19 protein-coding genes are annotated in these 22,677 nt (G+C 65.0%); 11 read left to right on the top strand and 8 right to left on the bottom strand.

Translation table 11 applies throughout. From position 1 onward, the window contains the following. Positions 1-144: 144 nt before the first annotated feature. From AC1DW2_RS26720 to AC1DW2_RS26730, 3 genes are all read left to right on the top strand, one after another. Entirely contained in the window at positions 145-2,253 is a 2,109-nt protein-coding gene (locus AC1DW2_RS26720; RefSeq protein ID WP_208068169.1) for a TRAP transporter permease, read from the top strand. After that, the gene (locus tag AC1DW2_RS26725) at positions 2,214-2,627 is read left to right on the top strand and encodes a DUF1850 domain-containing protein (protein ID WP_477007479.1); all 414 of its coding nucleotides are present in this window, start codon (positions 2,214-2,216) and stop codon (positions 2,625-2,627) included. The genes AC1DW2_RS26720 and AC1DW2_RS26725 overlap by 40 nt, the downstream gene beginning before the upstream one ends. A gap of 93 nt (positions 2,628-2,720) precedes the next feature. Then, complete coding sequence (locus AC1DW2_RS26730) at positions 2,721-3,527, top strand: SDR family NAD(P)-dependent oxidoreductase (protein WP_477007480.1); 807 nt, start codon at positions 2,721-2,723, stop codon at positions 3,525-3,527. A 171-nt stretch (positions 3,528-3,698) separates the two neighbouring features. On the opposite strand, the gene AC1DW2_RS26735 is transcribed toward AC1DW2_RS26730, so the two are convergent. Both AC1DW2_RS26735 and AC1DW2_RS26740 read right to left on the bottom strand, forming a co-directional pair. Further along, the gene (locus AC1DW2_RS26735; RefSeq protein WP_477007481.1) at positions 3,699-4,469 is read right to left on the bottom strand and encodes a hypothetical protein; all 771 of its coding nucleotides are present in this window, start codon (positions 4,467-4,469) and stop codon (positions 3,699-3,701) included. A 195-nt stretch (positions 4,470-4,664) separates the two neighbouring features. Then, positions 4,665-6,242, bottom strand: a complete 1,578-nt coding sequence (locus tag AC1DW2_RS26740; protein ID WP_081369119.1) for a cation:proton antiporter — start codon at positions 6,240-6,242, stop codon at positions 4,665-4,667. Between the two features lie 117 nt (positions 6,243-6,359). Here AC1DW2_RS26740 and AC1DW2_RS26745 point away from each other — a divergent pair, with 117 nt between their 5' ends. The 5 genes from AC1DW2_RS26745 to AC1DW2_RS26765 all read left to right on the top strand — a co-directional run bounded on the left by AC1DW2_RS26745 (position 6,360) and on the right by AC1DW2_RS26765 (position 12,339). Then, complete coding sequence (locus AC1DW2_RS26745; RefSeq protein ID WP_354177721.1) at positions 6,360-7,124, top strand: tetratricopeptide repeat protein; 765 nt, start codon at positions 6,360-6,362, stop codon at positions 7,122-7,124. A gap of 157 nt (positions 7,125-7,281) precedes the next feature. After that, positions 7,282-8,640 carry a tetratricopeptide repeat protein gene (locus tag AC1DW2_RS26750; protein ID WP_477007494.1) on the top strand — a complete coding sequence of 453 codons (1,359 nt, stop codon included), beginning with the start codon at positions 7,282-7,284 and terminating at the stop codon, positions 8,638-8,640. A gap of 330 nt (positions 8,641-8,970) precedes the next feature. Beyond that, entirely contained in the window at positions 8,971-10,881 is a 1,911-nt protein-coding gene (locus AC1DW2_RS26755; protein ID WP_477007482.1) for a propionyl-CoA synthetase, read from the top strand. A 260-nt stretch (positions 10,882-11,141) separates the two neighbouring features. Next, positions 11,142-11,411 (top strand): hypothetical protein, encoded by a 270-nt coding sequence (locus AC1DW2_RS26760; RefSeq protein ID WP_354177718.1) that lies wholly within the window; start codon positions 11,142-11,144, stop codon positions 11,409-11,411. A 181-nt stretch (positions 11,412-11,592) separates the two neighbouring features. Further along, the gene (locus AC1DW2_RS26765; RefSeq protein ID WP_477007483.1) at positions 11,593-12,339 is read left to right on the top strand and encodes an OmpW/AlkL family protein; all 747 of its coding nucleotides are present in this window, start codon (positions 11,593-11,595) and stop codon (positions 12,337-12,339) included. Between the two features lie 305 nt (positions 12,340-12,644). On the opposite strand, the gene AC1DW2_RS26770 is transcribed toward AC1DW2_RS26765, so the two are convergent. Then, positions 12,645-13,340, bottom strand: a complete 696-nt coding sequence (locus AC1DW2_RS26770; protein WP_247313471.1) for a DUF1013 domain-containing protein — start codon at positions 13,338-13,340, stop codon at positions 12,645-12,647. A 265-nt stretch (positions 13,341-13,605) separates the two neighbouring features. Here AC1DW2_RS26770 and ispH point away from each other — a divergent pair, with 265 nt between their 5' ends. Genes ispH through rnhA form a run of 3 tightly spaced genes read left to right on the top strand, consistent with a single transcriptional unit; the run spans position 13,606 to position 16,025 of the window. Next, complete coding sequence (ispH, locus tag AC1DW2_RS26775) at positions 13,606-14,574, top strand: 4-hydroxy-3-methylbut-2-enyl diphosphate reductase (RefSeq protein WP_063985850.1); 969 nt, start codon at positions 13,606-13,608, stop codon at positions 14,572-14,574. 6 nt (positions 14,575-14,580) lie between these two features. After that, a complete protein-coding gene (locus AC1DW2_RS26780; RefSeq protein WP_477007484.1) occupies positions 14,581-15,564 on the top strand; it encodes a homoserine kinase in 984 nt (327 codons plus the stop codon). Further along, the gene (gene rnhA, locus AC1DW2_RS26785) at positions 15,561-16,025 is read left to right on the top strand and encodes a ribonuclease HI (protein WP_354177717.1); all 465 of its coding nucleotides are present in this window, start codon (positions 15,561-15,563) and stop codon (positions 16,023-16,025) included. The genes AC1DW2_RS26780 and rnhA overlap by 4 nt, the downstream gene beginning before the upstream one ends. Positions 16,026-16,180: 155 nt before the next feature. Here rnhA and AC1DW2_RS26790 read toward each other — a convergent pair whose 3' ends face one another. The 5 genes from AC1DW2_RS26790 to AC1DW2_RS26810 all read right to left on the bottom strand — a co-directional run bounded on the left by AC1DW2_RS26790 (position 16,181) and on the right by AC1DW2_RS26810 (position 22,655). Beyond that, the gene (locus tag AC1DW2_RS26790; RefSeq protein WP_247313463.1) at positions 16,181-16,666 is read right to left on the bottom strand and encodes a peroxiredoxin; all 486 of its coding nucleotides are present in this window, start codon (positions 16,664-16,666) and stop codon (positions 16,181-16,183) included. A 96-nt stretch (positions 16,667-16,762) separates the two neighbouring features. Then, positions 16,763-17,317: a DUF924 family protein gene (locus tag AC1DW2_RS26795; protein WP_354121474.1), complete on the bottom strand. Its 555-nt coding sequence runs from the start codon at positions 17,315-17,317 to the stop codon at positions 16,763-16,765. A gap of 30 nt (positions 17,318-17,347) precedes the next feature. Then, positions 17,348-19,033 carry a long-chain fatty acid--CoA ligase gene (locus AC1DW2_RS26800; RefSeq protein ID WP_071909290.1) on the bottom strand — a complete coding sequence of 562 codons (1,686 nt, stop codon included), beginning with the start codon at positions 19,031-19,033 and terminating at the stop codon, positions 17,348-17,350. 191 nt (positions 19,034-19,224) lie between these two features. Continuing rightward, positions 19,225-20,682, bottom strand: coding sequence for a D-alanyl-D-alanine carboxypeptidase family protein (locus tag AC1DW2_RS26805; protein WP_477007485.1), 1,458 nt, complete (start codon positions 20,680-20,682; stop codon positions 19,225-19,227). A gap of 176 nt (positions 20,683-20,858) precedes the next feature. After that, positions 20,859-22,655: a glucan ABC transporter ATP-binding protein/ permease gene (locus tag AC1DW2_RS26810; RefSeq protein WP_476077292.1), complete on the bottom strand. Its 1,797-nt coding sequence runs from the start codon at positions 22,653-22,655 to the stop codon at positions 20,859-20,861. Positions 22,656-22,677 lie beyond the last annotated feature (22 nt).

Below are 22,677 nucleotides of genomic sequence, written 5' to 3' on the forward strand. Positions count from 1 at the left end.
GAAGCGCGTCTTCGCGCGGATGTCCCGGCCATCCACGTTCTAAGGCTAGGCGAGAAAGTCCGTGGATGCCCGGGACAAGCCCGGGCATGACGGTCTCGATACGCTGTGCAATGTTAAAAGCGCTGGACGGTTGGGGACATATCGATGTTGCAGGCAGAGGGCTCCGCAGGGCCTATCAAGGTTGAATTCGACAATTTCGAGCACGGTTTTCCGGAAGGTTTTGGTCCGGGCTGGTGGGGCACTCTCGCCTACTGGATCGGCATCGCCTTCGCCACCTTCCAGCTCTATGTCGCCGCCTTCAACTATCTGCCGAGCCAGGTGGTGCGCGGCGTCCATGTCGGCTTCCTCGTTCTCCTCACCTTCGGCCTGATCGCCAATTTCACCGCGAAGAGCGATGTCGGCCGTACGCTCGGCTGGGTGATCGGCGGCGCCGGCTTCTTCTGCGGCCTCTACCAGTGGATCTTCTATGCTGACCTGATCGCGCGCGACGGCGATCCGACCCGGCTCGATCTTGCGGTCGGCACCCTGCTCGCGGTCCTGATCTTCGAGGGCACGCGGCGGCTGATGGGCGCGGCGCTGCCATTGATGTGCGGCGCGTGTCTCGTCTACTGGTTCTTCGGCCAATACCTGCCGTCGCCGCTCAACCATCGCGGCTACGATTTCGACCAGATCGTCACGCATCTGTCGTTCGGCACCGAAGGCTTTTACGGCGTGCCGATCTACGTCTCGGCGACCTACATCTTCCTGTTCATCCTGTTCGGCTCGTTCCTGGAGCGCGCCGGCATGATCCAGCTGTTCACCGACGTTTCTCTTGGGCTATTTGGCAGGACCCGCGGCGGCCCCGCCAAGGTCGCGGTGTTCGCCTCGGGCATGATGGGCACCATCTCCGGCTCCGGCGTAGCCAACGTCGTCACCGTCGGCCAATTCACGATTCCGCTGATGATCAAGTTCGGCTATCGCCGCGCCTTTGCTGCCGGCGTCGAGGCGACGGCCTCGATGGGCGGCCAGATCATGCCGCCGGTGATGGGCGCGGTCGCGTTCATCATGGCGGAGACGCTCGGCGTTCAATATTCGGAGATCGTGAAAGCGGCCGCGATTCCGGCCATCCTCTATTTCGCCTCCGCCTTCTGGATGGTGCATCTGGAAGCCGGCAAGCACGGTCTCGTCGGCATGAAGCGCTCGGAGATCCCGAGCGCCTGGAAGGCGCTGGTGACGCGCTGGTACCTCGTGCTGCCGCTCGCCGCGCTCGTCTACATGCTGTTCGAGGGCTTTACGCCGCTCTATGCTGGCAGCATGGGCCTTGCGCTCACGGTGACGCTGATCCTGGGCGCCAGCATCACGGCCGGCGCCTCCTCGATGGTCGTCCGCTCCATCTTCTGGATCGGACTTGCGCTCGTCGTCGGCGCGCTGTCGCGCGACGGTCTCCAGATCGTGCCGGTCGCGAGCGTCGTCGTCGGGCTGATCGTGATCACGGCGTTCGTGCGCGGCGGGTTCGCGGCCTTGCGCGAATGCCGCAATGCGCTGGCCGAGAGTGCGAAGTCGGCGATCACGGTCGGCATGGCCTGCGCCATCGTCGGCGTCATCATCGGCATGATGTCGCAGACCGGCGTCGGCACCATTTTTGGTAGCTGGGTGATCGGGCTCGGCGAGAAGAGCCTGTTCCTGGCGCTGATCATGACCATGCTGCTGTCGATCCTGCTGGGCACCGGCATTCCGACCATCCCGACCTACATCATCACCGCGGCGCTCGCGGCCCCCGCGCTGGCCAAGCTCGGCGTGCCCCTGATCGCGAGCCACATGTTCGCGTTCTATTACGGCATCATGGCCGACCTCTCGCCGCCGGTGGCACTCGCCGCATTGGCGGCAGCGCCGATCGCGAAGGAAAACCCGGACAAGATCGGCTGGGAGGCGATGCGTATCGCGCTCGCCGGCTACGTCATTCCGTTCATCTTCGTCTATTCGCCGGCGCTGATGCTGCAGGCCGGCGATCCCATGGCGGCCAAGCTCGGCTTCTACGGCGCGGTGGCGCTCGCGACCTTCAAGGCGCTGGTGGCGATCGGCCTGTTCGGCATGGTCGCGATCGGTTTTCTGTTCACGCGCATGACGCTGCTCGAACGCGTGCTCGCGCTCGGAGCCGCGCTCTGCCTGCTCGGTGACTTCGCCTTCAGCGACACCGTGGGCTTCCTGCTCTCCGCCGCGCTCGTGCTGTGGCAATGGCGGCAGCGTCCGCCGGCCATCGTCGAAGCGACGTGAGCCTCTGCTTCGCAACAGCGGGTGGCGTGAAAGCGCTGGCGCTTTCCGCCTTCACGCTGGTGTGGACGCATTCGATCGCGAAGGTCGACTGGCAGGAGGACTGGCGCGTGACGCCTGCCGGCCTCGAACTGGTGCAGGCGCGCGTCAAGGGCACCGGGCCCGGCATGGAGCCGCCGCCCGAGGCGCGGCTCGTCGACGGCTGGTTTCAATGGCAGCCGCAGCGTGCACCGATGCCGGAGGTCGTGCTCGGCAATTCGGGTGCGGCCGGGGAATGGCGGTTATGCCATGAGGGAAAGTGCCGGACGTTGTCGGAGATTGTCGGGCATCCGATCGGTGCTAACGTCACGACRATGAAGATCTGTAACGATCCGTAGCCCGGATGAAGCGAAGCGCAATCCGGGAACAGTCGCCCCGGATTACGCTWCGCTCCATCCGGGCTACAAGAACAACAGCAAGGGAGAAATGCGATGGATCGGCTCAAGGGCAAGGTTGCGATGGTGGTGGGCGCCGGCTCGATCGGGCCCGGCTGGGGCAACGGCAAGGCGACCGCGGTGACCTTTGCGCGCGAGGGCGCGCAGGTGTTTTGCGTCGACCGCAACGGTGCTGCAGCCGAGGAGACCGCGAAGATCATCACGGGTGAGGGCGGCAATGCGACTGCCTTCACCGCGGACGTCTCGCGCGCGAGCGAGATAGAGGCGATGGTGGCGGCGTGCCTGAAGGCCTATGGCCGCATCGATGTGCTCGACAACAATGTCGGCATCGCCGAGATGGGCAGCGTGGTCGAGGTCGCCGAGGAGAGCTGGGACCGCGTCTTCACTGTCAACCTCAAGAGTGCCTATCTTGCCATGAAACATGTCGTCCCCGTGATGGTGAAGCAGGGCGGCGGCTCGATCATCAACATCTCCTCGATCGCCTCGATCCGGCATGTCGGGATTTCCTATGTCAGCTACAACGCCAGCAAGGCCGCGATGAACCAGCTGACGCGCTCCACCGCGATCGAGTTCGCGAAGAACCATGTGCGGGTGAATGCAATCCTGCCCGGTCTGATGAAGACGCCGATGGTGGAGCATTCCGCGGGTCTCGCGAACAGCTACGCCAATGGCGACGTCGAGGCGATGTGGCGCGCCCGCGATGCGCAGGTGCCGATGGGGCACATGGGCGAGGCCTGGGACGTCGCCAATGCCGCGCTGTTCCTGGCGTCGGACGAGTCGAAATATGTGACGGGGATCGAGCTCGTGGTCGACGGCGGGATCACGTGCAAGGCGGGGGCTTAAGGCGCCTCATACTCCACTGTCGTCCCGGGGCGCGCAAAGCGCGAACCCGGGACCCATAACCATAGGACGAAGTTGCCGCGCGAGCTAGCAACTCCGAGTCTTCGCCAAACCACGTCCTGTGGCTATGGATCCCGGATCTGCGCTGCGCTTGTCCGGGACGACATCGGAGAACTACTGCGCCAGCGCCAGAATCCCGCCGGCAAACGAATGCCACGCCGCACTCTCGCTGATCGGCCAGTTCAGCACCTTCACCGCCAGCAGCGCGAGCGTGCCGTAAATGTAGACCGGGTGCACGCGGCCATCGGTGCGCCAGTCGCGCGCCATGGCGACGACAAGCAGGAGCGACGCGACCACGGCCGGGGCGATCGTGACGGGCACCGGCGGCGGGCCGGGAGGACCGGGAGGCGCGAGGAAGGTAATGAACCAGCGCGCGATCGCGGCATCGAGGATCGAGACCGCGGCAAGCAGCATCAGGCGCTTGTGAATCTCGGGCTTTCGCGTGTTCACGATCGCGAGCACGAACACCACCGCGAAGAACGCGATGCCGCTCATCGGCACGATCGAGAAGCCGATGCCGGCATCCTTCTGCCCAAGTGCGGCGGCGTGCTGCATCACGTGCACCGAGGCGAGAAAGCCGAAAATCGTCATCGCGGTCGCAAGCGACACGCCGGCAATCCCGAGCGCGCGGTGATTGACCACACGGCCCGACGCCGCGAGCCAGGTCTGGATCACGAAATAGAGGGACCAGGTGAAGAACAAGAGCCCGTGAAAATGAATGACCGGGCTCGCCGAGAACGTCCGCTGCGCGAGCGGTACGAAATAGGTCGGCGCGAAGCCGAGAAACGCGGTGGCCGCGCAGGCCAGTGCCATATTGAGATAAAAAGATCGTGCAGGCGACGCATCACGCGCGCGTACACGACGGTCGTCGATCAAGGTCGTCATCTGGAATGTGTCTGGAGAGGCGGTGTTTGGTTCAACGCCCCCGCTGTCGTCCCGGGGCGCGCGAAGCGCGAGCCCGGGACCCATAACCACAGGGAGCAGTTGTGGCGCGAGCTGGCAACTCCGAGTCTTCGCAAAACCATGGCCTGTGGTTATGGGTCCCGGATCTGCGCTGCGCTTGTCCGGGACGACGGCGAGCTATCCCCCCGCGCTCAATTCTGCGCGATCGAGCTCTTCCTCGATCCGGTGAAACGCGTCGTCGCCGATCACTTCGGTATCGCGAAGGCCGAGGATCGATTTGCGCGCGGCCTCGATGGCGCGGCGGCGCAGCGGATCGGCGGGCAACTCGCCATTGGCGATGCCGCCGTGCGGATCGTCGTCGGCCTGCATCAGGATGGCGCGGTATTCGAGCCGCAGGATTTCCGCTTCCTCCGACGGATCGTCCTCGATCGCATCGAGCGCGGCGCGATAGGCGACTGCGCGGGCGCGCGCGACCTCGATACCGACGGGATCGTCGTCCTTGAGGCCGAAGGCGAGAATCAGCGGCCGCAGCGTCAGGCCCTGGATGACCAGCGAGCCCAGCACCACCGCAAAGGCGATGAAGACGATGAAGTCGCGATAGGGGAAGTTTTCCGGCAGGGCGAAGGCGGTGGCGAGCGTGACGAGACCGCGCATGCCGCACCAGGAGATGATGAGGCCACCCTTCGGCGAGGCAACCTGCTTGGGATCCTTCGGATGATAGAGCCCGTGCGCGATCAGGACGCGCAGCGTCGCGCGGTAGAACGTGATCCAGGCAAGCCGCACCAGGACCACTGTGAGCAGGATCCAGGCGGCCGCCACGCAATATTCCCAGCGCACCTCCGCGTCCAACCGCGTCCAGATCGGCCGCATCTGCATGCCGATCAGCATGAAGGCGAGCACGTTGAGCACGAACACCATCGTCTCCCAGACCGCATAGGACGGCACCCGCAACCGCGCCGGCATGCGCGCCCCCGCCGTGCGCGCGACGGTGATGGCGTAGACGACGATGGTGAGGATGCCGGAGAGGCCGAGATGCTCGGCTGCGATCCAGACCATGAAGGTGGTGGCGAACTGCACGATGATCGCGCTCGGCGCTTCCTTCACGCGTTCCAGGAACAGCGGGATGATGCGCCCGGCCAAAAGACCGGCGAGGACGCTGCCGACCAGCCCGAGTGCAATCGTCGGCGCGACCTCGCTCCATTTCAGATGCTCCATGACGACAGCGCCGACCGCGATGCGATAGATCAGGAGCGCGCTGGCGTCGTTGAGCAGGCTCTCGCCCTCCAGCACCTTCACCATGCGATAGGGCAGCTTGACCTGGCTCAGGATTGCAACCGCTGCCGCGGCATCCGGCGGGGCCACGATGGCGCCGAGCGCAATGGCGGCGGCCCAGGGCATGTCAGGCATCAGCCGGTGCGCGACGAAGGCCACGCCGACCGTGGTCAGGCCGACCGCGGCCACCACCAGGGTCGAGACCGGAACCCAGTTGTTGCGGAGATCGCGCAGCGAGGTGTCGAAGGCGGCATCCATCAGCACCGGTGCGACAAAAAGCGCCAATGCCAGGTCGGGTTCGAGCGTCCAGGACGGGCTGTTCGGCACGAAGGCGATCAGCGCGCCGCCGATGGCGAGAAAGGTCGGGTAGGGGACCTTGATCCGCCGCGCCAGCGCCGATAATGCAACGGCGCCGAGCAGAAGCACGATGATCCATTCGAATGTCGACACGTTGATCCCCGAAACCGATTTTGGCTGTGCCACAAGCTAGCACCAATCCGGCCGTATGATGGATAGTGCGTCCTCAAGGCAAGGCTCAAGCCAGGCCCAGGCCAAGATTCAAGCCAAGACTCAAGCCAAGACTGTCCGACTGCAGCAAGCATGCGTTCTCAAAATCTCATTCGATTGTCCGGTGCGGTGGCGCTCTGTGCGCTTTCGCTCGGGGCAGCCCATGCCGCGACCGGCGGCGAGCCCGCCGCCGTCGTGCAGGTCGATGTCGCGCCGTGCCTCGCTGCTGCTGCCGCCGACGACATGGACAAGGCCGGCTCCGCCTGCGCGTCCGTCATCGACAATGAGAAGACGGCCAAGGCGGACCTGGTCAAGGCGCTGGTCGCGCGCGGCGCGCTTTATGCGCGGCATGATCAGGTCGACCGCGCGATCGCCGACGACAGCCGTGCTCTTCAGCTCGATCCGACCCTGGCCGACCTCTTCAACGCCCGCGGCGAGCTCTGGCTGAAGAAGGGCGACAAGCCGAAGGCGGTGCAGGATTTCGGCGCCGCACTGAAGATCGATCCGAACCACGAGAAGGCCAAGGCCAATCACAAGGCGATGGCGCGCGAGCTCGAGCGGATCGGCGCGCAGATGGCGGTGGCCGGCAAACCCAGCTTCAATTGCAGGAGTGCGGCCCGGGCCGTCGAGAAGGCCATCTGCGCCAACCGCGAGCTCGCCGATCTCGATCGGGAGATTTTTGCGTCGAACGCCCGCGCGATCCGGGAGGCACGCAATCCTGCGGAAGCCAGGGCGCTTCAGCGCGAGCAGGACGAGTTCATTGTTCGCCGCAATGCTGGTTATGGGCGATCCGGGTACGATCTCAAGAAAGCGATGCAAGACAGATTGCAGCGACTGAACGGGGTGGACGGGTATTGAGGCGGTCTTCGGCTCTCCCCGCAAGCGGGGCGAGGGAGTGCGGGCGGCGGTGCGTCCCAACAGGGCCGAATTGAACCCATTCCTCGCCCGCCGCGACAATGGTGAACACCTGATGTCACGGAGTCTTCCCGATGTGGGCACGCGTTCTTCCGCGCAAATGTTCCCGTTTGCCAAAATCCCGCTTCGCGCCTTCCTGCTCAGCGCCGCGATGAGCCTTATCCTCGCCGCCCCGGCCTCTGCTACCGTCGATTGCGTGATGGGCAGCAAGACTGCGCCCGCCGAACTGATCACGGCGTGCGGCGCCATCATCGACCAAACCACCAATTCGAGCTCCGACCGCGCCGCCGCGCTGCTGGTGCGCGCCGACGCCAATGCGCGAACCTCAGGCGGCCTCACGCAGGCGCTGCGGGATATCGACCGCGCCATCGCGCTGGACGGCAGGAATGCAAAGGCATGGCGCCTGCGCGGCGACCTGCTGCGCGAGGCCGGCGGAGATCTCAACCGTGCCGCGGCTGATCTCAGCAAGGCCATCGAGCTCGATCCACAGGACGCGGAAGCCTACGAGCTACGCGGCGTCGTCTACACCAATCAGCGCCGGCTCGACCGCGCGCTCGCCGATTACGATCAGGCGATCAAGCTGAAGCCGGATGATGCGCAGGCCTGGTCCGACCGCGGCGTGAACTATTATCTCGGCGGCGACAACGAGAAGGCGATCCGCGATCTCAGCGAGGCGCTGCGGCTCGATCCGAACCGGCCGCGCGCCTACACCAATCGCGGCGCGGCCTACAAGAAGCTCGGCCAGCTCGACAAGGCGGTCGCCGATGACGGCGAGGCGATCAGGCTCGATCCGAAGGTCCCCGAATATTACGACAATCGTGGCCTGGTGCTGGCCGCGATGGGTGAGTACGACAAGGCGATCGCCGACTACGACCAGGCGCTGCGGCTGGCGCCGCGGCCGAACTTCTTCACCAACCGCGGCGACTCTTACCAGCTCAAGGGCGAGCTTGGCGCGGCGCTCAGCGACTACGAGGCTGCGCTGAAGATCGATCCGAATTTCGCGCAGACCTTCAACAACCGCGCGGTGCTCTACAAGAAGATGGGCGAACGCAAGAAGGCGCTGGCCGATTACGAGACGGCGCTGAAGCTCGATCCCGGCAACGAGAATGCCGCCAACGGCCGCCGCAGCATGATCGCGGAGATTGCGAAGTTCGGCGCCGAGCCGCTGCGTCCGCTCGCGGCGAGTTCCGGCAACGGCCCGTCGTTCGATTGCGCCACGGCGAAGCGCGAGGTCGAGAAGGTGATCTGCGCCGATCCGCAACTCGGCGTGCTCGATCGCCAGATTGCCGAGACCTATGAGCGGGTGCTGAAGGCCACGAAAGGCCGCTCCGCCGGCGACCTGCGCAAGACCCAGCGCGATTTCCTCGCCACCCGTGATGCCAGCTTCCGCCGTCCGGGCTACGATCTGAAGAAGATCATGCAGGAACGGTTGCAGCGGCTGAATGCGATGGAGAGTTGAGGCGCCTCTACGCGCACACTGCGTTCCCTCCCCCTTGCGGGGGAGGGTTAGGGAGAGGGGTGGCCACAAACTCTAGACTGAGTTCGTGGCCACCCCTCTCTCCCGCTCTCCCCCGCAAGGGGGAGAGGGCTCACCTTTGTCGTGGCTCCAGCTTGCCTCGATGGCCTTTCTTCCCTCCCTCCCAAAGACCCATCCTTTTCAGCTTGAACCGCGGCCCGTTCCCGGGAAAATACCTCTCAAACAACGCCGGCACTTGATCCCTGTCATGGCGGGACGCTCGTCCTGTCGGTCAGGTCAAGGCCAGGCGAACAAAGGGATGGGAGCGCGGGAATGAACGTCAAGGGAACGAGCCTCTATCACGAGGTCCATGCGCGCTCGCTGGCTGATCCCCAGGGCTTCTGGGCCGAGGCGGCCACGGAGATCGACTGGATCGAGCCGCCAAAGACGATCTTCGATGCCTCGCAGGGCGTCTACGGCCGCTGGTTCATGGGGGGCGTCGTCAACACCTGCTACAACGCGCTCGACCGCCATGTCGAACGCGGCCGCGCCGACCAGGTCGCGCTGATCCATGATTCGCCGCTGACGGGCTCGGTCACCAAGTTCACCTATGCCGAGCTATTGGGTGAGGTGCAGGCGCTCGCTGCCATCATGCAGGATTTTGGCGTCGCCAAGGGCGATCGTGTCATCCTCTATATGCCGATGGTGCCGGAGGCGGTGGTCGCGATGCTCGCCTGCGCGCGCATTGGCGCGGTGCACTCGGTTGTGTTCGGCGGCTTTGCCGCCAAGGAGCTCGCCACCCGCATCGACGACGCGCAGCCGAAGCTCATCCTCTCCGCGAGCTGCGGCATCGAGCCCGGCCGGATCGTGCAGTACAAGCCACTGCTCGACGAGGCGATCAAGCTTGCGGGCACGAAGCCGAAGGCCTGCATCGTGCTGCAACGTCCCCAGCACATCTGCGACCTCACGCCCGGCCGCGACTACGATTGGGCGAGCCTGCGCCGCAAGGCGATGAACGACGGCAAGAAAGCCCCTTGCGTGCCTGTCGCCGCCACCGATCCGCTCTACATCCTCTACACTTCAGGCACGACCGGGATTCCCAAGGGCGTCGTGCGCGACAATGGCGGCCATCTCGTCGCGGTGAAATGGTCGATGTTCAATCTCTATGGCGTCAAGCCGGGCGAGGTCTGGTGGTGTGGCTCCGACATCGGCTGGGTGGTCGGCCACAGCTACATCATCTATGGCCCGCTGCTGCATGGTGCGACGTCGATCATGTACGAGGGCAAGCCAATCGGCACGCCCGATGCCGGCGCGTTCTGGCGCGTCATCAGCGAGCACAAGGCGGTCGCCTTCTTCACCGCACCGACGGCGTTCCGCGCCATCCGCAAAGAGGATCCGGAAGGCAAGTTCATCCGGCAATACGACCTGTCGCAATTCCGCACGCTGTTCCTCGCCGGCGAGCGCGCCGATCCGCCGACGGTGGAATGGGCGGAGCAGCAGCTCAAGGTGCCGGTGATCGACCATTGGTGGCAGACCGAGACGGGCTGGTGCATCGCCGGCAATCCGGTCGGTCTCGGCATGCTGCCGGTGAAGCATGGCTCGCCGACGGTGCCGATGCCGGGCTACCAGGTCGACGTCGTCGACGAAGCCGCAAAGCCCGTCGGCCCCAATACCATGGGCTCGATCGTCATCAAGCTGCCGATGCCACCGGCCTGCCTGCCGACGCTGTGGAATCAGGATGCGCGCTTCAAGGAAGCCTACCTCACTGAATTCCCCGGCTACTACAAAACCTCGGACGCCGGCTACAAGGATGAGGACGGCTATGTCTTCGTGATGGGCCGCACCGACGACATTATCAACGTCGCCGGCCACAGACTCTCCACCGGCGGCATGGAGGAGATTTTGGCCTCGCATCCGGATGTTGCCGAATGTGCCGTGCTCGGCGTCAAGGACGCGATCAAGGGCGAGGTGCCCTGCGGCTTCCTGGTGCTCAAGGCCGGCGTGAAGCGCGCGCCTGCGGAGATCGAAAAGGAGATTGTCGCGCTGGTGCGCGACAGGCTCGGCCCCGTTGCCGCCTTCAAGCTCGCCATCACCGTCGGCCGCCTGCCGAAGACGCGCTCGGGGAAGATCCTGCGCGGCACCATCAAGAAGATCGCCGATGGCGAAGCCTGGACCATGCCGGCCACGATCGAGGATCCCAAGGTGCTGGACGAGATCGGCGAGGCGCTGAAGGGCAGGGTGTGAGGCGATCTCCGCTGTCATCACCCGCGAAAGCGGGTGATCCAGTACGCCGCGGCCGGAGTTGTGTGACCCAATGACCGCCGCGGAGTATTGGATTCCCCGCCTGCCGCCTACGCTAAAGCTTCGGCGCCCCTGGACCTCAACCCCGGCGAAGCCTTGGCGTAGCCGGGTCGCGGGGAATGACAGCGCGTGGGGAACGACGCCCAGGGACTTACAATCTCCTCATTCCGGGCTAAACAGGGCCGGCCAACAGGGGACCTCGTATGCCACTCGCCACCGCGCCGCGCCTGCTTGTCGCCGTGCTGCTCGCCGTCGCTGTCTCCGCCTGCTCCGCGCGCTACCAGACGCCGGTGGCGGTGGGCGGTGACGATGACGACGCGGTCTGTCAGAGTCGCGGCTATGCGCAGGGCTCGCCCGAATACGTGGCCTGCCGCAAGGACCGCGACGTCCAGCGCAACGCTGCCACCGCCCGGTCCGACCGCCGTCAGCGCGATCTCGGCGAGTACATGCTGAACCATCCCGAGCGGCCGTGACATCGGCTACGGAATTATCCTGCGCATTCATTCGCGTTTCTCGTGACACATCGGCAACGCCACAACCAAATCGTGTCGCGTCAGTCCTGATTTGATCGGCGTCAAATCCATCACCATCCCCTTTCTGCTCTGACGCTGATGTCGCGCAACGACGCGCGAGAGATGGCTGAAGGGGAATGCAATGAACGGAACGACAAAAAACCTGGCGCGGCTTGCGACAGTTGGCGCGATGCTCGTGGGAACTTTTGGCTCGGTGCAGGCGGCCGATCTGCCTGTCTATAAGAAGGCACCGCCGTCGGTAGAAGCGTTCAATCCGTGGATGGTGCGTCTGCGCGTGCTTGGCGTGTTGCCGGATGCCGGTGGCTCAACCGTCAATGTCGCAGGCGTGCCGTCGCTGTCGTCGCCGAATTCCGGGCTCTCGATCAGCGACCAGGTCGTGCCCGAGCTCGACATCAGCTATTTCTTCACCAAGAACATCGCGGCCGAGCTGATCCTCGGCGTGACCAGGCACTCGATCAGCGGCAACGGCTCGCTCGCGAACCTGCCGATCGGCAAGACCACGCTGCTGCCGCCGACGCTGACCTTGCAATATCACTTCGACAATTTCGGCGCGTTCAAGCCGTATATCGGCGCCGGCGTGAACTACACCGTGTTCTTCAACAATTCGGCTGCCAATGCGCCAGCCGCCATCGTCGGTCCGCCCGCGATCGTTGCCACCACCACCAGCGTGCACGTCAGCAACGCCTGGGGCGGCGCCGTGCAGTTCGGCTTTGACTACATGCTCGACCGGCACTGGGGTCTCAACGTCGACGTCAAGAAGCTCTGGCTGCGGCCGGATTACTCAGCGACCGTCAGCGGCCTGCCGGTCACAGGCACCGCGCATATCGATCCGTGGCTGGTCGGTGGCGGTGTGACGTACAAGTTTTGACGCGTTGTTTGAAGACGAGCTGTGGCCGCGGTTGACCCTGCGCTCCCTCCCCCCTTGCGGGGGAGGGCGGGGGAGAGGGGCAGCCCAGCAAAAGGCGCGAGAGAGCTTCGCCAGCCGCTTTGAATTGATGGAGGAAGTCCCCGTGGGGCAACCCCTCTCCCTAACCCTCCCCCGCAAGGGGGGAGGGGACTGCAGCTTGCGTGTGGCTGCATCTGTGCCGATCGCGAGGGTCTCCGCAAAACAAAAACGCGGCAGGTTTCCCTGCCGCGTTCGAATTGCGTTCGATCGTAACCGGGAGCGGAGCCTTACTCCTCCTCCTCGTCCTGCTTCTTGCCGCCGAGCGTCTTCAGCTTGGCGAACACGGCGTCGACGTTGAGATCGTCGTTCGATCGCTCCGCCGGCTCGAACTCGTCCTTCTTGGTGGTCTCGGAGGCCGGCAGCAGGGTGGCGCCACCGTAGGATGCGTCGATCGGCTTTTCCTTCGCCGCGCGGGCCACTTCGAAATCGAGCTCGATCTGCGAGCAAAGGCCAAGGGTCACCGGGTCGATCGGGGTCAGCTGGGAGGTGTTCCAGTGGGTGCGGTCGCGAACGCTGGCGATGGTGCTCTTGGTGGTGCCGACCAGACGCATGATCTGGGCGTCCTTGAGCTCCGGATGGCTGCGCAGCAGCCAGAGGATGGCGCTCGGGCGCTCGTGACGGCGGGAGACCGGGGTGTAGCGCGGGCCCTTGCGCTTGGGCTGGGGCGGCAGAATCACCTTGCTCTCCTGGAGGCGGAGCCGGTAGTCCGGGTTCTTCTCGCCCTTCTCGATCTCCTCGCGGGTCAGCTGGCCGTTGGAGAGGGGATCCATGCCCTTGATGCCCTGGGCAGCGTCGCCGTCGGCGATCGCACGCACCTCGAGGGGATGCATCTTGGTGAAATCGGCGACCTGGTCGAAGGTCAGCGCGGTGTTGTCGAGCAGCCAGACGGCGGTCGCCTTGGGCATCAGAGGTGCGTTGCTCATGGCAAATCTCCTTTGTGCTTCGCCCACCCCTCTGGAGGCGAAACCGGTGGTCATCAGCGATGACAGGGAATTCGCGCTATATAAGCCCGGAGGGGCTAGCCACGCAATGGTTCTGCTATAGATAGTGCCTTGACAGAGCCCGAAAGGGGGCCCAATTCCCTTGGAAGCGCCTGTAAAGTCCTAGCAGACCCCTTTAAGCCCTATTCCATCCATTGACCGCCCCCGCCAGAAGGCGAAACGGGTGATTCGGTCCCGAGATCGCTCAATGTCAGCCAAACCAGACCTCAAGATCGTGCTTTGTTCTCCCCGCGGCTTCTGCGCCGGGGTGGTCCGGGCGATCGACACCGTGGAACGGGCGCTCGATAAATACGGCGCCCCCGTCTATGTTCGCCACGAGATTGTGCACAACAAATACGTCGTCGACGGGTTGAAGAAGAAGGGCGCGATCTTCGTCGAAGAGCTCGCCGAAATCCCGGAAAACACCACCGCGCCGGTGGTGTTCTCGGCCCATGGCGTGCCGAAATCGGTCCCGGCCGACGCCACCTCCCGCAATTTGTTCTCGCTGGATGCGACCTGCCCGCTGGTGACCAAGGTGCACCGCGAGGCCGCGATCCACTTCAAGCGTGGCCGCGAGATCTTCCTGATCGGCCATTCCCACCACCCCGAAGTGGTCGGCACGCTCGGCCAGCTTCCGGTCGGCGCCGTGACCCTGATCGAGACCGCCGAGGACGCCAAGACCATCGTCCCGAAGAACCCCGACAACATCGCCTTCGTGACGCAGACCACGCTGTCGATCGACGACACCGCGGAGATCGTGGCGCTGCTCAAGGAGCGTTTCCCGAACATCAACGGCCCGCACAAGGAAGACATCTGCTACGCCACCACCAACCGCCAGCTCGCGGTGAAGAAGGTGGCGCCGGTGGTCGACGCCCTGATTGTGGTCGGTGCGCCGAACTCGTCGAATTCGCAGCGCCTGCGTGAGGTCGCTGAGCGCGAAGGCTGCGGGATCGCGGTACTGGCGCAGCGCGCCACCGACATCGACTGGACCAGGTTCGGCAACATCAAGAGCCTCGGCATCACCGCGGGCGCGTCCGCGCCGGAAGTGATCGTCGAGGAGATCATGGACGCGTTCGCCGAGCGCTACACGCTGCATGTGGAGACGGTCTCGGCCGCGGAAGAGAACGAGTTCTTCCCGCTGCCGCGCCAGGTGCGTCCCGAAGCCGCCGCCGAGTAGACTTTTATGGCGGTCTACACCGACGTTGCCGCCGACGAGCTTGCGGATTTCCTGAAGCAATACGATCTCGGCGAGTTGCTCTCCTACAAGGGCATCGCCGAGGGCGTCGAGAACACCAACTTCCTGCTGCACACCAGTAAAGGCTCGTTCATCCTCACGCTCTATGAGAAGCGCGTGGCGAAGACCGACCTGCCGTTCTTTCTCGCGCTGATGACGCATCTCGCTGAGCACGGCGTCACCTGCCCGCTGCCAGTGAAGGCCGGGGACGGCGAGGCGTTGCGCGAGCTGTCGGGCCGGCCGGCCGCGATCATCACCTTTCTCGAAGGCGTCTGGCCGCGCAAGCCGAACGTGGCCCATTGCGCCGGCGTCGGCGAGGGACTGGCCAGGATGCATCTGGCCGGCGCCAATTTTGCGATCAAGCGTGGCAATGCGCTGTCGGTCTCCGGCTGGCGGCCGCTGTTCGACGCGGCGGCAAGCCGCGCCGATGAGGTCCAGCCGGGCCTGCATGCGTTTCTCGCCGCCGAGCTCGACTATCTCTCGAGCGGGGTCTGGCCGACTGATCTGCCTGAAGGCGTGATCCACGCCGATCTCTTCAACGACAACGTCTTCTTCCTCGGCGACAAGCTCTCCGGCATCATCGACTTCACCTTCGCCTGCAACGACATGCTGGCCTATGACGTCGCGATCTGCCTGAATGCCTGGTGTTTTGAGCCGGACCATTCGTTCAACGTCACCAAGGCGCGCGCCTTCCTCAATGCCTATGGCCGGGTGCGAAAACTCTCCGAGGCGGAAGAAGCCGCGCTGCCGCTGCTGGCGCGCGGCGCCGCGATCCGCTTCCTGCTGACGCGGCTGGTCGACTGGCTCAACGTGCCCGAGGGAGCGCTGGTCAAGCCCAAGGACCCGCTGGAATATTTTCGCAAGCTGCGCTTCCACCAGAGCGTTTCCAGCGTGCGCGACTACGGGCTGATGCCGTCAGGACTGGTCGCGTGAGCGAGCTTCCCATTGTCACGATCTATACCGACGGCGCCTGCTCGGGAAATCCCGGGCCCGGCGGCTGGGGCGCGATCCTGAAGTTCGGCGACAAGGAAAAAGAGCTGAACGGCGGCGAACGCCACACCACCAACAACCAGATGGAATTGATGGCGGCGATCTCCGCGCTCGAAGCGCTGAAGAAGCCGTGCACCGTCGATCTCTATACCGACAGCCAGTATGTCCGGCAGGGCATCACCGGCTGGATCCACGGCTGGAAGCGCAACGGCTGGCGCACCGCCGACAAGAAGCCGGTGAAGAATGTCGAGCTATGGCAGCGCCTCGATGCGGCGCTGAAGCAGCACGAGGTCCGTTGGCACTGGGTCAAGGGCCACGCCGGGCATCCCGAGAACGAGCGCGCGGATCAGCTGGCGCGGGACGGGATCGTGAAGGCCAGGACGCAGACGCGGGTGGCGGAATAGGCGACGCGCTGTCGGCGTCGCCCGGTTTCGTAGGGTGGGCAAAGCGAAGCGTGCCCACGGCTTCTTCTCAATCAAGGAAAGATGGTGGGCACGGCGCTGACGCGCCTTTGCCCACCCTACGGCACTTCCCGCTTGGAAGGAGCTCTGGCCTAAGCCTACAGCTGCCCCAGCAGCGTATCGCCGCCGGAAACCTCGACTTTGCCGGGCATCGCTTCAAGGTTCAGCTTCTTCACCACGCCGTCCTCGACCAGCATCGAATAGCGCTTGGAGCGGATGCCGAGGCCGTTGCCGGAGGCGTCCAGCTCCATGCCGATCGCCTTGGCGAAGTCGGCATTGCCGTCGGCGAGGAAGATGGCCTCGTCGCGCTGGTCGGTATCGCGCTTCCAGGCGCTCATGACGAAAGCGTCGTTGACGGAGACGATGGCGATGGTGTCGACGCCCTTGTCCTTCATGGCGTAGGCGTTGAGGAAGATGCTCGGCAGATGCATCTTGTGGCAGGTGCCGGTGTAGGCGCCGGGCACTGCGAACAGCGCCACCTTCTTGCCCTTGAAGATGTCGTCGGTGGTCTTCACCTGCGGACCTTCGGCCGTCATCACGCGGAATTTCGCCTCGGGCAGCTTGTCGCCAGTCTGGATCGCCATCGTCAGTCTCCCTGAAAATCGGTCCCGCTTTTTAGACCGTGCGGCGGCGCTGCACAACATTGGCGGCGAGGGTCGTGGTCCTTCACCGTTATGTCATCAGCCGGCAAAACCGCCGGCGTCGAGGAAGGCCTGTTCTTCCTCGGTGGTGGCGCGGTCGAGGAGGCGGTTGCGGTGGGGAAAGCGGCCGAACCGCTGGATGATGTCGGCGTGCTCCCGCGCGTATTTCAGGTTCTCGGCATTGTCTGTGTTCTGAAACAGCGCGACGCAATGCAACTGGTCGGGCAGGTGCTCGGAATGCATGAAGGGCAGATAGAGGAATTCGAGCAGGATGGGATCGATCCTGCGATCGACGCCCCGATCGATTGCGCGGCGGGCGACGTCGCGCGCCGGCGCGTCGCTGGCAAAGGCTTCCGGCGTGCCGCGAAACATGTTGCGGGGAAACTGGTCGAGCGCGATGACGAGCGCGAGCGCGCCCTCGTCGCTTTCTTCCCAGGAGGCCAGCTCGCCGGCGGTCGCCCGCTTCCATAGCGGAAGAAAGCGACGCCTGACCTCCGCGTCGAAAGCGTCGCTGCGCTTGTACCAGCGCTCGCGGCCGGCCTCGCGCCAGAAAGCGAGAATGCCTGATGGCGTGATGTCGCCGCCGTCAGTCATGAACCCAAGAGTCATGAACCAAGGCGCGGCTTACGCCGCCTCCGCCTTCTTCTCGTCGCGGAGCTGCCGGCGCAGGATCTTGCCGACGTTGGTCTTCGGCAGGTCGGTGCGGAATTCGATGTGCTTGGGCACCTTGTAGCCGGTGAGCTGCTCCTGACAGAACTTGATCACGGCTTCCGCGGTGAGGTTGGGATCCTTCTTCACCACGAACGCCTTCACCGCCTCGCCCGACTTGGAATCGGGGATGCCGATCACGGCGCATTCGAGCACGCCCGGATTGCTCGCGATCACTTCCTCGATCTCGTTCGGATAGACGTTGAAGCCCGAGACCAGGATCATGTCCTTCTTGCGGTCGACGATCTTGGTGTAGCCCTTCTCGTCCATCACGCCGATGTCGCCGGTGCGGAAATAGCCGTCGGCGGTCATCACCTTGTCGGTCTCTTCCGGCCTGTTCCAGTAGCCCGACATCACCTGCGGGCCCTTGGCGCAGATCTCGCCGGGCTGGCCGAGCGGGACTTCGTTGCCGTCGTCGTCGCGGATCGAGATCCAGGTCGAAGGCACGGGGATGCCGATCGATCCCGAGAACTCGGTCGTGGTCGCGGGATTGCAGGTCAGTGTCGGCGAGGTCTCCGAGAGGCCGTAGCCTTCGGCGATGAAGCAGCCGGTCACCGCCTTCCACTGCTCGGCGACGGGGCGCTGCACCGCCATGCCGCCGCCGTTCGAGATCTTCAGCTTGGAGAAGTCGAGCTTTTTGAAGTCGGGATGGTGCATCAACCCGTTGTAGAGCGTGTTCACGGCCGGGAAGCTGTTGACCTGGTACTTCGCCAGCTCCTTGACGAAGCCCGCGATGTCGCGCGGATTGGGGATCAGCAGATTGCAGCCGCCGGCGCGCACGGCGAGCAGGTAGCAGGCCGTCAGCGCGAAGATGTGATAGAGCGGCAGCGCGCAGACGATCATCAGCTGATCGACATGCGGCGGCGCGGCGAGTGCCGGCTGGAGCCAGGCGTCGTTCTGCAGCACGTTGGCGACGATGTTGCGGTGGAGCAGGGTGGCGCCCTTGGAGACGCCGGTGGTGCCGCCGGTATATTGCAGGAAGGCGACGTCGCCCGGCGACAGCTTCGGCTTGTTGAACGTCAGGCCGCGGCCGGCCGATATCGCGTCGTTGAAGGACACCGCGCCCGGCAGCGACCAGGCCGGYACCATCTTCTTGACGCGGCGGACCACGAGGTTGACGATCACGCCCTTGAAGCCGAGCAGGTCCCCCATGCTGCCGACGATGACATGCTTGACTTGCGTCTTCGCGATCACCTGCTCGACCGTGTGGGCGAAATTCTCCAGCACGATGATGGCTTCGGCGCCGGAATCCTTGAGCTGATGCTCGAGCTCGCGCGGCGTGTAGAGCGGGTTGACGTTGACCACCGCGAAACCGGCGCGCAGCACGGCAGCGGTTGCGACCGGATATTGCAGCACGTTCGGCATCATGATCGCGACGCGGGCGCCACGTTGCAGGCCACGGCCCTGTAAATAGGAGGCGAGCGCCAACGACATCTGGTCGAGGTCGCGATAGCTGATCGCCTTGTCCATGCAGATGAATGCCTTGCGGTCGGCGAACTTGGCGAAGCTCTCCTCCAGAAGGTCGACCAGCGATGCGTATTGGGTCGGCTCGATATCAGCAGGCACGCCGGGCGGATATTGCTTGAGCCAGATGCGCTCCATGGAAAACTCCCCTCAATTTACCAGAGCCCGTTGTGTCTCGGGCTTGCCTCATTGCGGCCAGTATCGAGCCTGCCGGAACGGGTGGCAAGCCGGTCGAGGCTTAGGACAAAGGTCCGGGAGTGGCTACTGGAATTGTCGCAAGCCGTTCTGCCGCAGGTGCGAAGCGCGGGCGCGGCTTGCGATGGGTGCCGTTAACTGTTGTTGGCCGGCTTGGCGGCGGGCTTGGTCGCCGCCTTGGGCTTGGCGGGCTTGGCCGCCTGATCGCCGCTTGCCGAAGGCTTCTCGGCGGGTTTCGCCGCCGCACCGTGCTTGGCCGCGGCATGCTTGGTCCCGGCCGGCTTCGCCGCGGACTTGGTATCGCTTTTGGCGTCAGGCTTGGCGGCATCCGGCTTTGCCGCCGCCGTCTTGGCATCCTTCGGCTTGTCGGCTGCATCAGGCTTCCTGGCGACGCGCGACTTCTTGCCACGCGGCTTTGGCGTGGCCTGCTGGTCGGCATCGGCCGCGACCGCCGCGATCAGGGCGGTGCCGGTGCGGGTCGGGCCGGTATAGACCAGCACGGGCTCGGCCGCAGCGGGGGCGGAGGCCATCAGCTCGGAGGCCTTCATCAGGGGCGGCTGAAGGCCCGCGGTGAAGAAGGTGACCTGGGCTTCGCCGCCGGTGGCGGAGGCCGATCCGGAGGTGCCGCCATTSGCGGCGATCAGTGCGTCGTCATCGTCGCTGGCCGGCCGCTTGCGATGACCGCCGCACATGTCCTCGCGCAGGTTCGGCGGCGAGGCGTCGACCGGCACCAGCTTGTCGACGGTGCCGAGCGAGGGGCGGAGCCAGGTAAGATTGTCCTGGCTGAAGCCGCGCTCGAGCAGCTGCGCCGCCTTCACCGCACGCGCAGTGCCGGAGTTGGCGCCGAGCACGACGGCGATCAGCCGGCGGCCGTTGCGCGTGGCCGACGCCACGAGATTGTAGCCGGAGGCACAGATGAAGCCGGTCTTGAAACCGTCGGCGCCGGGGTAGCGGCCGATCAGCTTGTTGAAATTACCGGTGACGCGCTTGCCGAAGCGGATTGCCGGGATGTGCACGAAGTATTCGTATTCCGGCAGGTCGCGCAGGAACGAGCGCGCGAGAATGCCGAGGTCGCGCGCGGACGTGATCTGGCCGTCAGCGGGCAGGCCGTTCGGATTGACGTAGCTCGTCTGCGTCATGCCGAGCTTCTGCGCGGTGTCGTTCATCATCGCCGAGAAGCCGTCGATCGAGCCGCCGACGCCTTCGGCAAGCACCACGGCCATGTCGTTCGCTGACTTCACCATCATCATCTTCAGCGCGTTGTCGACGGTGAGCTGCGTTCCCGGACGGAACCCCATCTTCGACGGCGATTGCGAAGCCGCCGTCGGCGACACCGTGATCAGCGTGTCGAGCGTGAGCCTGCCGTCCTTCACCGCCTTCAGCGTCACGTAGGCCGTCATGATCTTGGTGACGGAGGCCGGATACCACGGGATGGTCGCGTTCTCGGCCTGCAGCACCTTGCCGCTGTCGGCTTCGATCAGCAGCAGTGCTTCGGCGCCCGCCGTGCGCGGCGCAAGCAGCACCGCGGATGCGAGGGCCGCAGCGAACAGGTTGAACAGGGACTTGCGAAGCAGCGGGCGAAGGGCGTGCACTATCCGATTCCGGTCCTTGGAGACCCGCCGGTTCCGGTCGGCTCTCGTGATCTGATGTTCGGTTCTGAAATCCGGCGCCGCCGCTTGCGGCGTCGCAAACCTATACCGGCTCGTGCGTCGAGAACAGGGGTTTCGGCCGGGTATTCCGTGATGAAATAGGCCGAATTTCGACGATGCTATGGGGACTTGACCGCAGTCGCCGCAGCCTCAGCGGCCGTCACGCTGGCCCGTGCATTTTCCTGAACCATGAACTGGGCCCTGGCGAGCTCGGCAAAATGGCCGCCTTTGGCCACGAGTTCATCGAAAGTTCCGCTTTCGATCACGCGGCCGTTCTCGAACACCAGGATCCGCGTGGCGTTGCGGATGGTGGAGAGACGGTGGGCGATCACGAACGTGGTGCGTCCCTTCATCACTTCGTCGAGAGCGGCGTTCACCTTGGCCTCGGTGACGGCGTCGAGCGCGCTGGTGGCCTCGTCCAGGATCAGGATCGGCGGGTCCTTCAACAACGCGCGGGCGATCGACAGCCGCTGCCGCTCGCCGCCGGAGAGCATGCGGCCGCGCTCGCCGGCATTGGTCTCGAAGCCGCCGCTGCGCTCGATGAATTCGAGCGCCTGCGCGCGCTCCGCGGCCTTGCGCATCTCGGCTTCGGTCGCGTCCGGCTTGCCGACGTGCAAATTCTCCGCGATCGAGCGGTTGAACAGCAGCGCCTCCTGGAACACCACGCCGATGTTCCGGCGCAGCGACGTCAGCGTCACGCCGCGCACGTCCATGCCGTCGATCCTGATGAAGCCCGACTGCGGGTCGAAGGCGCGGTGCAGAAGCGCGATCGCCGTCGACTTGCCGGCGCCGGTCGCGCCGACCAGCGCGATGGTCTGGCCGGGCAGCGCGGTGAAGGAGAGGTCCTCGACCGCCGGCCGCTTGCCGTCATAGGAGAAGGTGACGTCGTTGAATTCGACGAGGCCGGAGAGCCGCCCGGCATCTATCGCGTCGGGCCGGTCGTGCACCGTGGGCACGGCGTCGAGCACGTTGAAGAACTCGCGCAGGCGCGGGGCTTCCATGAACACGTTGTTGATGAAGCTGACGACCTGCTCGAGCTTCTGGATCAGCAGCGTCGCGAAGCTCACGAACATCACGATCTCGCCGACGGAGGTGAGCCCCTGGTCGTGCAGCGCGATGCCGAGCGCGAAGATCGCGAGCACCGTGATCGTCGTGGAGGCGCGCGTGATGACGGTGACGAGCGCCCACCAGGACAGCACCGGCATCTGCGCGGCCAGCAACTCGTCGGCGACGGAGCGCAAGCCCTTCACCTCGGATTCGACGCGCACGAAGCTCTGCACCAGCGCGACGTTGCCGAGCGCGTCGGAGGCGCGCGCGGAGAGCTCGCTATATTGCTCCTCGACCGCCATCTGCATGCCGAAGGTCTTGCGCACGACGAAGGTGGTCATCACGGTGAAGACGATGCAGAGCACGAACAGCAGGATCGCGAGCCGCCAGTTCAGGTAGAGCGACAGCGGCAGCAGCACCACGACCGACAGGATCGCGGCAAAGTGCTCGCGGAAGAAGCCGAGCCACAATCGCCACAGCGCGTCGGTGCCGTTCAGCATCACCTTCATCAGCCGGCCCGAATGGGTGCCTGAGTGGAAGGTCAGCGGCAGTTGCAAAATGTGCTCGAAATAGTCGGTCAGCACCGCCTGGCGCTGACGGTGCGAGAGCCGGTCGGCCTGCAAGGCCACGAGCGCGCTGCAGCCGATGGTGAACAGCCCGAACGCCACCCAGGCCAGCAGGAACGGCCAGGCCGAGTTCGATCCGGCGACCGCCTTGCCGGAGAGCACGTCGACGATCCGGCCGAACAGCACGGGTTCCGCGAACTGCGAGGCCGCCAGCAGCAGATTGGCAAACGCCAGCAACCAGCCCAGCCGCGCCTCCTTGCCGAGCAGTTCGAGAACGCGGGTGTAGAGGCTGAAAATGGACATGCGGGCGAGGAACTCAGGCGGA

This window comes from Bradyrhizobium sp. P3_C3, from assembly GCF_056402655.1.

What these genes read in the sequence shown, in the direction of transcription:
- AC1DW2_RS26720 (WP_208068169.1), top strand. Translation starts at nt 145, where the DNA reads ATGTTGCAGGCAGAGGGCTCCGCAGGGCCTATCAAGGTTGAATTCGAC.
- AC1DW2_RS26730 (WP_477007480.1), top strand. Translation starts at nt 2,721, where the DNA reads ATGGATCGGCTCAAGGGCAAGGTTGCGATGGTGGTGGGCGCCGGCTCG.
- AC1DW2_RS26735 (WP_477007481.1), bottom strand. Translation starts at nt 4,469, where the DNA reads ATGACGACCTTGATCGACGACCGTCGTGTACGCGCGCGTGATGCGTCG.
- AC1DW2_RS26745 (WP_354177721.1), top strand. Translation starts at nt 6,360, where the DNA reads ATGCGTTCTCAAAATCTCATTCGATTGTCCGGTGCGGTGGCGCTCTGT.
- AC1DW2_RS26750 (WP_477007494.1), top strand. Translation starts at nt 7,282, where the DNA reads ATGTTCCCGTTTGCCAAAATCCCGCTTCGCGCCTTCCTGCTCAGCGCC.
- AC1DW2_RS26755 (WP_477007482.1), top strand. Translation starts at nt 8,971, where the DNA reads ATGAACGTCAAGGGAACGAGCCTCTATCACGAGGTCCATGCGCGCTCG.
- AC1DW2_RS26760 (WP_354177718.1), top strand. Translation starts at nt 11,142, where the DNA reads ATGCCACTCGCCACCGCGCCGCGCCTGCTTGTCGCCGTGCTGCTCGCC.
- AC1DW2_RS26765 (WP_477007483.1), top strand. Translation starts at nt 11,593, where the DNA reads ATGAACGGAACGACAAAAAACCTGGCGCGGCTTGCGACAGTTGGCGCG.
- AC1DW2_RS26770 (WP_247313471.1), bottom strand. Translation starts at nt 13,340, where the DNA reads ATGAGCAACGCACCTCTGATGCCCAAGGCGACCGCCGTCTGGCTGCTC.
- ispH (WP_063985850.1), top strand. Translation starts at nt 13,606, where the DNA reads ATGTCAGCCAAACCAGACCTCAAGATCGTGCTTTGTTCTCCCCGCGGC.
- AC1DW2_RS26780 (WP_477007484.1), top strand. Translation starts at nt 14,581, where the DNA reads ATGGCGGTCTACACCGACGTTGCCGCCGACGAGCTTGCGGATTTCCTG.
- AC1DW2_RS26790 (WP_247313463.1), bottom strand. Translation starts at nt 16,666, where the DNA reads ATGGCGATCCAGACTGGCGACAAGCTGCCCGAGGCGAAATTCCGCGTG.
- AC1DW2_RS26795 (WP_354121474.1), bottom strand. Translation starts at nt 17,317, where the DNA reads ATGACTGACGGCGGCGACATCACGCCATCAGGCATTCTCGCTTTCTGG.
- AC1DW2_RS26810 (WP_476077292.1), bottom strand. Translation starts at nt 22,655, where the DNA reads ATGTCCATTTTCAGCCTCTACACCCGCGTTCTCGAACTGCTCGGCAAG.